This is a genomic window from Paenibacillus sp. 2KB_20, assembly GCF_052115765.1.
GTDB lineage: Bacteria > Bacillota > Bacilli > Paenibacillales > Paenibacillaceae > Paenibacillus_AQ.
Map to the genome: position 1 here is coordinate 39,114 of NZ_JBFRHH010000003.1, position 14,298 is coordinate 53,411.

Genomic DNA, 14,298 nt, shown 5'->3' on the forward strand with positions numbered 1-14,298 from the left:
CTCGCTCCCCTTGATTATTCCCTAGAGGGTTGTAAGACGCTCAAAGGCACGCTGCGCTTCCCGGCGGATACGTTCCTCATCAAGAGTAAGACTCGCGCCATTCTTCACGACCTGCTTGCCGTCAACCCATACATGCTCTACATCCTTCGCACTGGCTGAGTAGATAGCGTGTGAAATATAATCGGTCCGTGGAAGGAAGTGCGCTTGATCCGTGTTCAGTGCGATCATATCTGCTTTCATTCCTACCGCAAGTGTGCCGATATCCTCAAGGAACGCCGATCGGGCTCCATACTCTGTTCCCATCCGAAGCGCTTCGGATGCTGGAATGGCTGTTGGGTCCCCACTTACACCTTTATGGATCAGTGCAGCCAGTCGCATCTCTTCAAACATATCCAGATTATTATTGCTCGCAGGTCCATCGGTACCCAATGACACAGTGACCCCAGCTTTCAGCAGTGCAGGCACGCGTGCAATGCCGCTGGCAAGCTTCAAATTGCTTCCTGGATTATGCGACACCATAACTTGATGCTTGGCCAGGATTTCGATTTCTTCATCGGTCAGATGGACGGCATGCGCAAGCAGCGTTGGCCGGGAGAACATGCCAAGCTTCTCCAAATGGGCAACAGGGCGAAGTCCGTAGTCTTTTACATTCTGAGCTACTTCCGTTTCCGTTTCGGACATATGCGTATGCAAAGGCAGATTCAAATCATGCGATGCCTGAACGAATTTTTCGATGAAATCCGGCGGGCACGTATAAGGTGCATGCGGCGATATCATCGTCGTAATTCTCCCGTCAGCCTTGCCATGCCAGTCTTTTGCGAATGCCACCGCCTCATCCAGCTTCTGCTGCTGTACCTCAGGCGGACATAATCCGATGACGCCGCGCATTAGGACGCCGCGCATTCCTGAGTCCTGCACAACCTTGGCAACCTGATCCATATGATCATACATATCCACAAATGTCGTGGTTCCGCCTTTGATCATCTCCAGCACGGAGAGTGCGGTTCCCCAGTATACATCGTCGGCCGTGAATTTGGCTTCCATAGGCCACATTTTTTCCTGAAGCCATACCTGCAGTGCCAGATCGTCGCCATAACCGCGGAGCAGGGACATCGCCGCATGTCCGTGCGTGTTCACTAACCCCGGTAGGAAAAACAGATGAGTTCCGTCGATAACTTCTGTTCCCTCTTGGACGGTTGGCTCTTCTTCACCCAGATAGGTTATCCGGTCATTCTCCACAACCATATATCCGCGTAGCACGGTTCTTCCTTCCTCTAATACCGCAAACGTTCCGTTCTTAACCATCCACTTCGTTATCGTCATGTCCTGCATCCTCCTTGCCGTTATCCAAATAATAGGCCAAACTCTGCAAATCTGTAGTAAAATCAGCCGTATGAATCCTGATATGGGATGGGGCTTTCAGGATGGTTGGCGCAAAATTCAGGATAGCCTCGATGCCTGCGGCGATAAGCTGATTGGCTACATTCTGCGCTTCAAAATCCGGAACGGTGATTATCCCGATACGAATGCCGTACTCATGAACCGTCTTCTCCAGTTCCTCCATCGGCTGTACAACCAAATTGTTAATTTTCATACCAACTTTGGGAGAATACGAATCGAAAACCGCCACAATCTTCATATTGTCCTTCAGAAATGCATTGTAATTCGATAATGCATGTCCAAGATTACCGGCCCCAATCAATGCGACATTGATCTTCTGGTCCAGCTTTAGAATCTGGCGAATTTTCTCGATCAGATAAGATACGTCATATCCGATCCCTTTCCGTCCAAAATCACCGAAATACGCTAGGTCCTTACGAATTTGAGCAGGATTGAGGTCCAGTTTTTGTCCCAGTTCCTGGGAGGAAACCGTGGAGACCTCCCTTTTCTGAAGCTCATTCAAATAGCGCAAGTATACAGGTAATCTGCGGACCACGGCTTCCGAAATTTTTTCCGATTTCATTCATGCTCCCCCTAATAATAGGTTAATAACTACATTTTTTTGTGACAGATCATTTCGTTCATTGTTTCACTTTTATTCAGCTTGGTTCTCTATGCCTGCCTCTTCCTGCAGCCATTCCGTAATTCGGGGAACGATCCCCTCTGTCGGCATGTGCTCCATCTTCGGCCCCGGCAAAGAATATAAGAAATATTTCCCGTAATAGGATTCAATGACCCGGGTATCGTAGACAATGACAATCCCCTTATCTTGCGCGGTCCGCACCAGTCGGCCAAATCCCTGTTTGAAGCGAATGACCGCTTGCGGAACCGAAAGTTTCATGAACGGGTTCTTCTTCTGCTGCTGCAGCAATTCGCTCTTGGCTTCGACCAAGGGATGATTCGGCGGCTGGAACGGCAGCCGGACGATCGCAAGGCAAGTGAGCGCCTCCCCGGGTATGTCTACCCCTTCCCAGAAGGAGCTCGTACCCAGCAGGACCGAAGCACTGCTATCCTGGAATCTCCGGATTAACTTGGTACGGCTGGTTCCGTCCATCCCTTGTCCCAGTACCGTAATATCGCTGGATGCCAGCGCCTCCTTCAACGGCTCGTGAACCTGACGCAGCATGCGGTACGAAGTGAACAGCACAAGCATGCGGCCATGCGTAGCGATTGCCGTATCGGCCAATGATTGCACAAGTGTATTCACAAAGAGTGCATCCCCGACCGAGCCCTTCACGCTCGGAAAATCGCGCGGCACGACAAGGAGGGCCTGCTCCCTGTAATTAAACGGGGACGGCAGCAGAACCGTGTTCAGGTTGCCGCTATCTGCCGCTTCCTGAAGACCCAAGTTCTCGATCATGAACTGAAACGATTTATCCACCGACAAGGTCGCCGATGTCAGGATCACGCTTTGTTTCTTGTCAAAAAACAATTCCTTCAAGTGGGTGCTAACATCTACAGGCACTGCATAAAGCTGCAGCGATTTGCCGCGGAAATTCCCGTTAGCCTCCATCCAGTATACCGTGCCTTCATCATTCAGAGCCATGAAAGACCTCAGGTCCTCGCGGTGTGCGGCCAGGTCCTTAAACAGACCCGATAGGTCTGTTAACAAACTGTCCGCGCTGTAGTCGTCCAGATCTTCCTTCATCTCGGCGATCAGCTTGTCACCCTTGCGAACGACATCGCCCAGCGTCACATGAATTTGATGCTCGAGCTCGGCCAGCGAATCCCAATCCTTCGGCTTCTTCAGAGGCGATAAGCGAAGCGAGAATTGACCGGCATCCCCCGGAGTCGCGTCTCCGCGTTCCGGAAGCAGTCCGAACAATTGATCGCTGAGCCGGTCCCAATTCTCTTTTGCGGTGATCAGATCCGGATAAATCCGGTCTATGATGGAGGACCACTCGACAGCCTTCTCATGCGATGATGCTTGCAGCAGCTGGCGAAGAGCCGGAAGCTGACCGCTGCGGCTGTCTTTGTACATACGAGTCAACGTATGGACCACCGAAAAATATTTCATCTGCAAGCCAAGGTGCTTGCCAGCGACATCCTCCAGATGATGCGCTTCATCAATGACGAGACGTTCATAACTCGGAAGCAGCTGATGATTCGCTTTTACGTCAGTGAACAGCTTCGAATGGTTCGTAATGACAACATCCGCGATGCCCGCTTCATGTTTGGCCCTGTGATAGTAGCATTTGCGGAACCATGGGCATGCACGGCCAAGGCAGGAATCCGAATCACTGGAGATCGTCTCCCAGAAATCCCCTCCGCGACCGCCAAAGTTCAGTTCTTCATCATCCCCGTTCTCCGTCTGGGTCAGCCAGACCAGCATCTGCGCCGCGGTGATCACATCTTCCTTCGGGGAATGAAAATCTCTTCTATTTATTTTATGTTCAAATTTTCTCAAACACAAATAATGGCCTCTTCCCTTGAAAATAGCCGCTTTAAAAGGAAAAGGAACAACCTGGGTGAGCAGGGGAATATCCCGGTCACGCAGCTGTTCTTGAAGGTTGATTGTATGCGTGCTTACCATAACCTTCTGTTCCTGCTTCACGCTTTGATAAATCGACGGCAGCAAATACCCGAGGGATTTGCCTGTTCCCGTGCCGGCTTCGATCAATAAATGTTTATTATCATCGAGGGCCTGCATCACTTCCTGAAACATCATGTCCTGGGCATCCCTGCTCTCATAATGAGGCAGCGTTTCTTTTAGACGTTCACGGACATCATTCATGTATTGCTCAAAGCTTACATCCGCCAACGGATTAGGCTCCGACTCATCCCTGGCAGGCGCAATATCGTTCCAATCGTCAACGGCCAGGGCAAATTGACGATAGTACGTATGGGTGTCTCCGGCTTGTACAGCCTGGAACTCCCTGTCAGCACGGATGCCGTCAAAGAACCAGGCCAAGTCGCTGTCCTCGTCGGCAAACAGGTCGCTTAACCGCTGCACGGTAAGGAGAGGAAGCTCATCGATCTCCTCCAGGCATTTCAGCAGTGCATAGGCTGTGGCAAGCGCATCGCTGTCCGCCTGATGCGGACGGTCATGCTCCAGACCGAAATGAGAAGAGACCATCCCGAGCTGATAAGAAGGCAGCGAGGGAAAACATATTTTTAAGAAGTGCATCGTATCTAGAATTCGGCCGCTGAACGGTAAATAGCCGCAGCGATCGAGTGCATTTTGCAAAAAGTTAAAATCAAAAGCGACATTATGCCCAACCAATACGACATCGTCGAGCATGGGCACGAGTTCCATCATCATTTCTTCCAATGACGGAGCATCCGCTACATCACTGTCGGAAATGCCGGTCAAACCGGTAATAAAAGGAGGGATCGGAATCCCGGGATTGACATAGGTGCCGTATACGCGGGAGATGCTTCGATCCTCTTCGATGATGGCCAGTCCAACCTGAATGATCTCATCTGCTGACTGGTTGCCCGTGGTTTCAAAATCCAATACGGCAAATTTCATTTCGATAAAATCCCTTTCCTCCAGACTAATTAACAGCATACCAGAAGTTGCGGGTTTTGAACATTCCGGGTAAAAAATCCCCCGTTTCTCCTCCATCGCTCCATACGGCAAGAAGCGATACCAAAGTCTCAGTAATGAGCTCTGGCATCGCTTCTTGTAATGGCTTGATTTCTACAGCAAAGAGATCAATTGGCTGCCGTACTGGAGCTCACCGCGATTCTGCTTGCAGACCTCCAAATTGATAATGGGGTCAGGAAGTGTCGGGTCGCTGTGAATCGCCAGTGCAAAATGCTCCTCGGCTTTCCCTTGTTGTCCATTCAACACCTCGATGCATCCAAGCGCGTTGTAAATCATCGCTCGCATCTTCTTGTTGTCTGCCAGGGGCAGGATGGACACCAATACATCGGACGCTGGTATGGTTTGCCCCAAATAAAGATGGGACATCGCAATATACAGCTTGATCAGAAGGCTATCCGGAAATACCGTGGCGGCCACCTCAAATTGCTGTATAGCCGGCTGGAACATCAACAACTTGTAATAACCTTGGCCGCGAATGAATGCATCAAGCTGCAGTTCAGGCGCTTCGGTCGGTGGAAAAACAGGAGGTGAGGCGGCACTCTCGCGGAAGATAGCCATCTTCTCTTCAAAATGGAGCCATTCCTCGATAATGCCCTCGCTCATGCTTTTGAGCATGTTCCAGTTCTGTACCAGCGCCTGTTTTTGGGGACCTTGAGCAGAAGGGTAATGCTTCACAATTTCATCTAACATGTTGTTCATTTCAGCGAATACATGTTGAAACATAGCTGCATCCCACCCTTAGCGGAAAAATGAGATCAGTGCGTCGACCTGAACTCATTTTCTGTAGAAGTCGGTCTTTTCATCCCTTTAAGGTCCCGACACATTTTGGCTCTTAGGAGACCATTTAGAGAACCGCGGCGTGAACCTCACGATATTCCGTGTTAACCGGCTTATTCATTTCGTCAACGATCACAACCGTTGGGGTATGATTGTCGTATTCCTCTTTAGACATCATGGCATAAGAAATGATAATGACGTTGTCGCCAGGCTGTACAAGCCTTGCAGCTGCCCCGTTCAGACAAATCACACCACTGCCGCGTTCGCCTTTGATCACGTACGTTTCCAAACGGGCGCCATTGTTATTGTTCACGATTTGAACTTTTTCATTCTCCAAAAGGTCTGCAGCCTCCATTAGATCCTCATCAATGGTAATGCTGCCCACATAGTTCAGATTGGCTTCCGTCACCGTTGCGCGGTGGATTTTGGATTTCATCATTGTTCTAAACATGGGATCCCCCTACTTTTGGTTGAAGTAACGCATTGTCAATGAGACGGGTGCGGCCAAATCGTACGGCCAGCGCCATAATGACGGTTCTGCCTTCATCCGCAATGCGATATGAATCTTCCACGGGAACAAGTTCCGGGAAAGTGAGCAATTCTGCATAATCAATATCAGCGAGCGGGGACTGGGATATAGAATCCCGAAGATGAACACGGATCTCTCCTGCCGTTGTCGCTTGTCCCTGCTGGATCATCTCCTGAGCGGTCCGCAAAGAGCCCGACAGCACAAGTGCCTGTTCCCGCTCTTCCGGCTTCAAATACACGTTGCGTGAGCTTAGAGCAAGGCCGTCAGATTCGCGGATGATCGGACAAGGCACGATGGTTACGTCCATGTTCAAATCTTGAACCATTTGCTCAATGACGGCTACCTGCTGGGCATCCTTCATTCCGAAGAAAGCATAGTCAGGTTTTACGATATTAAACAATTTGTTAACAACCGTGGTAACACCGTCAAAATGCCCGGGACGGGAGGCCCCGCACAACAAAGACGTAATTTCCGATACAGCGATTTTGGTTTTGGTCGGCTGGGGATACATTTCCTGAACCGTGGGAATAAAAACCACATTCACCCCTTCGGATTCCGCCAACGCCAGATCGCGTACCTCATCCCGGGGATAGGTCTCATAATCCTCACCCGGTCCGAATTGAATCGGATTGACAAAGATACTGACAACCACCGTACCTGCCATTTCTCGCGCCTTACGCATCAGGCTGGCGTGTCCTTCATGCAAATAACCCATCGTAGGCACAAGTCCTACCGAACCACTGCCGGATTCCCAGCGGTCCTTAAGTTCTGATCTTAATTCCGCAATGGTGCGAATCACTTTCATGATGTCGTGCCCACCTTTTCCTTTTTGCTTCCATATAATGTTGTTGTCGTTTCGGAAGCCTCATGATTCTCGGCCTTGAAGACATGCTCCTCCGCCGGGAATGAGCGGTCCTTCACTTCCTTCACATACTGCGTAATGCCTTCACGGATGACGGAGCCTACATCAGCGTATGTTTTCACGAAGCGTTTGTCCCGATAGGGAGACGCATATTTGATTAAATCATGGAATACCAGAACCTGACCGTCGCAGTAACGACCCGCTCCGATGCCAATCGTCGGTATGCTCAGCGCTTTAGATATTTCCGCCGCAGCCTCTTCTGTAACCAGCTCCAATACAATTGCGAATGCTCCAGCCGCTTCAAGTGCCTTTGCATCATTCATGAGCCGCTGAGCGTCTTGGGCATCCTTGCCTTGGATCCGGTAGCCTCCAATTTGATTCACCGACTGAGGCGTCAGCCCGATATGACCCAGTACCGGTACGCCGGACTGTACGATCCGTTTCACGGTGCCGGCGATTTCTTCGCCGCCCTCCATTTTCACGGCATGCGCATGACCTTCCTGCATCAATCTCCGCACCCCGCGCAGACTTTCATCAATATCTCCGTGATAGGTCATAAACGGCATATCCGCTACGATAAAAGTTTCTTCCGCTCCACGAGCGACGGCACGGGTATGGTATACCATGTCGTCCAGCGTTACCGGAATTGTGGAGTTATAGCCGAGCACGACATTGCCGAGGGAATCGCCTACCAATATCATATCAATATCCGCTTCCTCCGCCAGCTTGGCGGAAGGATAATCGTACGCGGTCAGCATGGTGATCGGTACACCCTTCTTCTTCATGTTCTTCATCTTCACGATGTTCAGTGGTTGTTTGCCTGCCATTGTGACACAGCCTCCTTTGTGTAAATAAGTTAGACACAATAAAAAAAACCTTTTAGCACATACTTGCTAAAAAGTCCGAAAGGCAAAAAAGAGTCACTCGCGATCGTCCCTTCTGTCTCGGTCCTTTCGGCTCAGAGCAGAATCCAACGTAACCGGCATAACAGTTATGAAGGTGTTCTAAAAAAATAATGCTGTTCAATACCACTTGCTGTAGAGTGCAATTCGCTCATGGCGATACCGCCTCTTGGTCATAGTATAACAAAATCCAACTACGATTTCACCATGTTTCATTTACCTGGTATTAAAAAAGAATTTCACCGGAATATACGGGGATCAGCTCGTCATCTTGATTGCGGACCAGCAGCGCACCATCTCGGTTGAGTCCTGTGGCAATCCCGCTAAAACGGTCAAGGGCCGTCTGCACTTGAACTTCCCTGCCCACCGTGCCGGATAAAGCTTCCCAGAGAGAGGCTATAGGCTCGAAGCCCTGCTCGTTGTACAATTCATATAAAACCTCCATCTCCGCCATGATGGACTGGATCAGCTCTGTCCGATTGACGGTTGCTCCGCCAGCCATGCGAATCGAAGTCGCAACGCTGCGCAGCTCCTCCGGAAAATCCGATTCTTTCAGATTGGCGCTGATGCCGATACCGGCAATGCAGTAGCGCACCCTTTCGTCTTCTGTTGCAGACTCCAGCAGAATGCCGCACACCTTTTTGCCTTGATACAGAATGTCGTTTGGCCATTTGATATCGGTTTGCACACCGGCGCACTTCGTGATCGCACGGCATACCGCTACGCCTGTCAACAAGGTGAGCTGCTGGGTTAAATGCAGAGGTTGCTTCGGTCTGAGCACCAGGCTCATCCATATGCCTTTGCCTCTCGGGGAGTGGAATTTCCTGCCCATTCTCCCGCGGCCGCCCGTCTGCTCTTCCGAGATCACAAGCGTGCCTTCGGTTGCCCCTTCTTCCGCCAATTGCCGGGCATCTTCCTGCGTTGACGCCGTTTTGTCAAGCAGCTTCAGCGGTTTCCCGAAGGTTTGACTGGTCATCCCCGCTGTCAGTTGTTCCACGCTCAGTTTGTCCGGTTCATCCATCATGCGGTAGCCAAGCCGTGGAACGGCCTCGAAATCATAACCCAAATGACGAAGCTTATTGATCTGCTTCCATACGGCCGTCCGGCTGATGGACAATTTACGGCTGATCTCTTCTCCGGACAAAAACTGGCCTGAATGCTCCTGGAACATTTTCAGAAGTGCATTGTCTTGATCATAATCCTTCATTATGAATTACCACCCGCTTTGCTTCTTCAATCAACGATTCCTTATCGTTGTTAATTAAACCTGCTGCCGCTTTCTCTAGCAATTGCCCGAGAAGTTCGCCTAGCCATGGGCCCCCGCGCTTGTCCAGCGCTTCAAGCAGTTCGTTTCCGGTGATGGCCAAATCCTTCAAACTCCGAATTCGGAGTTCCCGGAGCCAACCGTCAAGCTGCTCGATTACGCTAAGTGAGGCAGACGCCGCTCCCGTTTGGTTCAACGCCGTCTGCAAATGCAGCCAGCCTTGAGCTGCCTCGGCTCCGTGGAAAAGAACCAGCTTAATCCACTGGAGCCTAGCGCTCTTGGTATCTTCCTCTTCCTTCTCTTGCAGATAGGATTCATGAAGCGCCAGCTGCTTAACGATGGCTTCCCGCTGCTTATTGGAGAACGTCCATGATCGCAGCAGTCCCTCTGCTGCTTGGGCTGAAATGCCACAAGCAAGCAGCAGCAGCGTCCAGCGGATCGTAGATTGCTCCGGCTCGATCCGATTCATTGCTTCTATCGCCTGCGTGTCATGCCCGGTATACGGAAACGGCGCTTTCATTCGGGTGTACAAGCCACTGCGGACAAACATCTCCAATCCGCGTAAGGGGGCCGGCCCTGTCAATATCTTTTCAAATTCACTGCGGATGCGCTCCATCGCAATCCAGCTTAAGGTGTCTCTCTCCGAGAGAATCCCTCTCCATGTATGCTGCGCGATGGAGAAACCGAACACGGAGGCGAAACGGATGCAGCGAACCATGCGCAGGGCGTCTTCACGGAAACGCAGACGCGCATCGCCTACGCAGCGGATTACCTCCCTGTCAATATCCGCTCGTCCGCCAAACGGATCCACCCAGGATCCATCAATCCCCCTAGCCATTGCGTTCATCGTAAAATCGCGCCGTCTCAAATCTTCCTTTACTTCTCTGACGAAAGCGACCTCCGTTGGATGACGGTGATCCTCATAACCGCTCTCCACCCGATAAGTCGTCACTTCGAAAGACTGGCCTTCCATCAGCACCGTTACGGTCCCATGCTTGATTCCTGTAGGAATGACCTTGGGAAAGACGGAACAGGTGACTTCCGGCAAGGCGGAGGTCGTAATATCCATATCACTGACCCTGCGTCCCATGTATTCATCACGGACACAGCCTCCGACCCAATACGCTTCATGTCCATGCCGAAGCAGAGTCCGGATCACGTCCGCACTCCGCTCGGCCATATCGGGATCCGCGTTGCGCCATCGTATTGAATTAAACATATCTGCCATAGTTTCCCGTTCCTTTATCCGAAAAACAACGAGAGGGTAGAGCTTAGCCGCAGACCGGCTTCAGCTCGCTAACCTCCCGTCCCAATACTCGGTAATATATTTCTTCGTACTTGCCCCGTATTAATTCATTGCAGAACATCGTCTTGGAACGATGCAGACAAGCCTTGCGCAGCCGCTCACTAAGTGCTTCATCCTTTAAAATTTCAAGCACATGCTGAGCCATCGAATAGGTGTCTCCGATAGGAGCCAAATATCCGGTTTCGCCATGTGTTATCAACTCGGGAATCCCGCCTGCCGTAGAGCCGACAGTAGGCACTCCGCAGGCCATCGCTTCTAGAGCAACCAGGCCAAAGCTTTCTTTCTCGGAAGGAAGCAGCAGCACATCCGCCATCGATATGACGTGCGCAATTTCATCTTGCTTGCCTAGAAAATGCACTTTGCTGGCGAGTCCCAGTTCATTGATGCGGCACTGAATTTTCGGAAGCTCGGGCCCTTCCCCGACAAGCAGCAGTTTCGCCGGGACCTGCTCCTGAACCTGGGCGAATATTTCCAACACGTCCGCTACCCGTTTTACCGGACGGAAGTTGGAAATATGCATCAAGATCTTCTCATTCGGATCTGCATAATCTTTACGCAGCGATTCCGAATCCCGTGGATAATACACCCGCGGATCCACAAAATTGTAGGTAAGGTCAATATCCCGGCTTATATCCAGCAGCTCCCGCGTTTCTCGGATGAGATCCTGAGAAACAGCCGTAACCGCATCACTTTCATTAATAGCGAGTCGAATTAAGTCCTTCAGCGATTCATCCTGCGCCAGAACCGTAATATCGGTTCCATGCAGCGTCGTGACCACCTTCAGCTGATCTCCGACCATCTGCTTCGCTAAGAAGGCACACACGGCATGCGGAACCGCATAGTGCACATGCAGCACATCAAGCTGCTGCATTTTGGCTACCTGAGCCATCTTTGTCGCTAGCGACAAATCATATGGCGGGTATCGAAACACATAGTAGTCGTTCACTTCAACTTCATGATAAAAAATATTTTTATGGAAAGTCCCTAACCGGAACGGAATGCTGTGAGCAATAAAATGAACCTGGTGTCCTTGCTCGGCCAGGAGTTTCCCTAGCTCTGTCGCCACCACGCCCGACCCGCCCAATGAAGGGTAACAGGTAATGCCGATTTTTAATGGTTGTTGATTCATGTCAGGCCTCCTTTACGTACGCCTCTATATATTATGCCTGCTTGGAGCCGAATAGATGAACAACATACGGACTTTTACAAGCAAAACCTTCTGCATAAGGAATAAGCCTGCGCGCTCCAAGCAGTGAATCCCTGGCCCGCACACGCTCGATGTACCCCTCAGTCAACGGGGTAGAGACTGCATTTTCTTCAGCCTTCTGGAACTGGGAACGGTAACAAGACAGGGCCTGCTCCTTAACGGCATACTGATCCGTAACGTCAACGACCAGATCCGATCTTCCGATATCATTAATGAAATAAAAATAAAGCTCGTCCACCTTAACCGGTGGCTGCTCAGGCATATAACGACGAAGCTTGGCATTAAATACCGCTTCCTCAACTAAACGGCTGCAAGCCACATGGTCCGGATGGCGATCCTCCCAGTAGGGAGCAAACACAATCGAGGGAGAAAACTTGCGAATCTCGGCCGTGACCCGTTCAATATTCTCCGGCGTCACAAATAAACCGCGATCCGGCAGTCCCAAATTCGTCCGGACCGTAAGATCCAAAATCCGGGCTGCTTGCTCCGCCTCCTGCTTGCGAATGTCGACGGTGCCGTTCGACGACATCTCAGCCTCCGTCAGATCGCAGATCCCGACCGACAGTCCAGCTGCTGTATGCTTCGCAATCGTTCCTGCCATTCCGATCTCGGCATCGTCAGCGTGTGCTCCGAAGATTAAGATGTCCAGTTGGCTGTTCATTAGCTATCCACACCCGGTTTGTATTTATGAACGAGTTCCCGCCATGCAAAGTCGCCACGGTCCAGCGCTTTAACAAGAATCTCGGCCGTTGCCACATTGGTAGCAAGTGGAATTCCCTGCACGTCGCACAGACGAAGGAGTGCATTAATATCTGGTTCATGAGGTTGTGCCATCAAAGGATCCCGTAAAAAAATGATGAGATCCATCTCATTGTCCGCAACAAGCGCGCCAATCTGCTGGTCGCCACCAAGCGGTCCCGAAGCGAAACGGTGAATGCTGAGTTTGGTTTGCTCCATAATACGGGTCCCCGTCGTTCCCGTCGAGTAAAGATTATGATCTTCGAATACATTTTCATAAGCAATAACGAAGTTGACCATTTCCTCTTTTTTACGATCATGAGCGATAAATGAAATATTCATAGTAATTTCTCCCCTATGTTAGTCGATAAAATGATCAAATCCATAGACCAAGCCGGTGTACCCCATTACTTTCTCTATAGCCATCTTCACGCCCGGCATATAAGCTGCACGCTCATAGGAATCATGTCGGATTTTCAAGCTTTGTCCGTAACCGCCAAATATAACTTCCTGCTGAGCAAATACACCCGGCAGACGAACACTGTGAATACGGAAGCCGTTATAGTATCCGCCTCTGGCGCCTTCAATGACCTCTTCTTCCTTTGGATTGCCTTGCCGGATTTCCTCGCGGTTTGCGGCAATCATTTCCGCTGTCTTGATCGATGTTCCGGATGGCGCATCAAGCTTCTGGTCGCCATGGGTTTCAATGATTTCAACATGGGGCAAATATTTTGCTGCTGCAGCTGCAAACTTCATCATCAGGATCGCTCCGATCGAGAAATTCGGTGCGATCAAACCGCCAATATTCTGCTCCATACACTGCTTGTCCAACTCTTCGATTTGCTCTGGCGTGAAGCCGGTAGTGCCCATGATCGGACGGACGCCGTGCTTAATGGCCAGAGCCGTGTTGCTATAGGCAAATTGCGGTGCTGTAAAGTCAACCATAACATCTGGTTTCGATTCGACCAACGCCATCTCCAGATCGGATGTCACCGTAATGCCGCAGGCAGGAAGACCCACAAGCGTCCCTGCATCAGCACCTTCATCCGATCGGCCCACAGCGGCAACCAGTTCCAGTTCCTCATCGCCCAAAACAAGCTTCACTACTTCTTTACCCATACGGCCGCCGGCACCGACGACCGCAACTGTCCATTTGTTTGCCATTGTACATGTCCTCACTTTCAATCCGATGCTGTATCCTGCATATATGATTTCAAGCGCTGTTTGAGTTCCTCCATTATATGCTGCAGCCCGCTCTCCTGCGGGTACAACGAAATTACCTCTTTAAGCGTGGAAATGGCGAGCGCATGCTCATCGAGTTCACTATAAACAAGAGCAAGCCATACATAAGCCTGAGCATACAAAGGGTCCATGGCTACAGCTGATTTCAGATGAGACACGGCCTGATAGAGCTCAGACTTGGTCACATCCTTGCGATTCTCCACCATTTTTCTGGCACGCTGCACCAGCTCTGCCGCTTTGATATGCTGTAAGTGAAGCGCATATTCCGGTTTGTCCGGCTGCAGCCTGACGGCTTCCTCCGCATGCGTAATCGCCATCTCCAGCTTATTGCTTCTGCCGTAGGTAATGGAGCACCGATAATGCACTTCGGCATCTCCCGGATTCGCGATGATCGCTTGCTCAAACCAACGTAACGCCTCTTCGAAATCATTTTGAAGGATGCATCGATATGCTTTTTGTATATAACTTTCAGGTTTCACGG

14 protein-coding genes are annotated in these 14,298 nt (G+C 50.7%); all 14 read right to left on the minus strand.

The annotated features are described in order from the left end of the window. Nucleotides 1–21: 21 nt before the first annotated feature. The 14 genes from AB4124_RS09410 to AB4124_RS09475 all read right to left on the minus strand — a co-directional run bounded on the left by AB4124_RS09410 (nt 22) and on the right by AB4124_RS09475 (nt 14,296). Nucleotides 22–1,323, minus strand: coding sequence for an amidohydrolase (locus tag AB4124_RS09410; protein WP_441972562.1), 1,302 nt, complete (start codon nt 1,321–1,323; stop codon nt 22–24). After that, nucleotides 1,298–1,963, minus strand: a complete 666-nt coding sequence (locus tag AB4124_RS09415; RefSeq protein ID WP_379414588.1) for a redox-sensing transcriptional repressor Rex — start codon at nt 1,961–1,963, stop codon at nt 1,298–1,300. Before AB4124_RS09415 ends, AB4124_RS09410 begins: the two co-directional genes overlap by 26 nt. Nucleotides 1,964–2,035: 72 nt before the next feature. Next, nucleotides 2,036–4,912, minus strand: coding sequence for an ATP-dependent DNA helicase DinG (gene dinG, locus AB4124_RS09420; protein ID WP_441972564.1), 2,877 nt, complete (start codon nt 4,910–4,912; stop codon nt 2,036–2,038). Between the two features lie 171 nt (nt 4,913–5,083). Continuing rightward, nucleotides 5,084–5,713, minus strand: a complete 630-nt coding sequence (locus AB4124_RS09425; RefSeq protein ID WP_076320997.1) for a hypothetical protein — start codon at nt 5,711–5,713, stop codon at nt 5,084–5,086. A gap of 121 nt (nt 5,714–5,834) precedes the next feature. Continuing rightward, a complete protein-coding gene (gene panD, locus AB4124_RS09430) occupies nt 5,835–6,218 on the minus strand; it encodes an aspartate 1-decarboxylase (RefSeq protein ID WP_076320996.1) in 384 nt (127 codons plus the stop codon). After that, complete coding sequence (panC, locus tag AB4124_RS09435) at nt 6,211–7,101, minus strand: pantoate--beta-alanine ligase (RefSeq protein ID WP_441972566.1); 891 nt, start codon at nt 7,099–7,101, stop codon at nt 6,211–6,213. The genes panD and panC overlap by 8 nt, the downstream gene beginning before the upstream one ends. Further along, nucleotides 7,098–7,985, minus strand: a complete 888-nt coding sequence (gene panB, locus AB4124_RS09440; protein ID WP_379414593.1) for a 3-methyl-2-oxobutanoate hydroxymethyltransferase — start codon at nt 7,983–7,985, stop codon at nt 7,098–7,100. The genes panC and panB overlap by 4 nt, the downstream gene beginning before the upstream one ends. Before the next feature lie 301 nt (nt 7,986–8,286). Continuing rightward, nucleotides 8,287–9,267 carry a biotin--[acetyl-CoA-carboxylase] ligase gene (locus tag AB4124_RS09445; protein WP_441972569.1) on the minus strand — a complete coding sequence of 327 codons (981 nt, stop codon included), beginning with the start codon at nt 9,265–9,267 and terminating at the stop codon, nt 8,287–8,289. Continuing rightward, nucleotides 9,254–10,552 (minus strand): CCA tRNA nucleotidyltransferase, encoded by a 1,299-nt coding sequence (locus AB4124_RS09450; RefSeq protein WP_441972571.1) that lies wholly within the window; start codon nt 10,550–10,552, stop codon nt 9,254–9,256. Before AB4124_RS09450 ends, AB4124_RS09445 begins: the two co-directional genes overlap by 14 nt. 43 nt (nt 10,553–10,595) lie before the next feature. Next, the gene (gene bshA, locus AB4124_RS09455; protein ID WP_076320991.1) at nt 10,596–11,759 is read right to left on the minus strand and encodes an N-acetyl-alpha-D-glucosaminyl L-malate synthase BshA; all 1,164 of its coding nucleotides are present in this window, start codon (nt 11,757–11,759) and stop codon (nt 10,596–10,598) included. A gap of 31 nt (nt 11,760–11,790) precedes the next feature. Then, entirely contained in the window at nt 11,791–12,498 is a 708-nt protein-coding gene (gene bshB1, locus AB4124_RS09460; RefSeq protein WP_441972573.1) for a bacillithiol biosynthesis deacetylase BshB1, read from the minus strand. Then, on the minus strand, nt 12,498–12,917 hold the full coding sequence (gene mgsA, locus AB4124_RS09465) for a methylglyoxal synthase (protein ID WP_098743043.1): 420 nt from the start codon (nt 12,915–12,917) through the stop codon (nt 12,498–12,500). Before mgsA ends, bshB1 begins: the two co-directional genes overlap by 1 nt. Nucleotides 12,918–12,935: 18 nt before the next feature. Beyond that, entirely contained in the window at nt 12,936–13,739 is an 804-nt protein-coding gene (gene dapB / locus AB4124_RS09470; protein ID WP_098743042.1) for a 4-hydroxy-tetrahydrodipicolinate reductase, read from the minus strand. A gap of 17 nt (nt 13,740–13,756) precedes the next feature. Continuing rightward, on the minus strand, nt 13,757–14,296 hold the full coding sequence (locus AB4124_RS09475) for a tetratricopeptide repeat protein (RefSeq protein ID WP_430181200.1): 540 nt from the start codon (nt 14,294–14,296) through the stop codon (nt 13,757–13,759). Between the last annotated feature and the right edge of the window lie 2 nt (nt 14,297–14,298).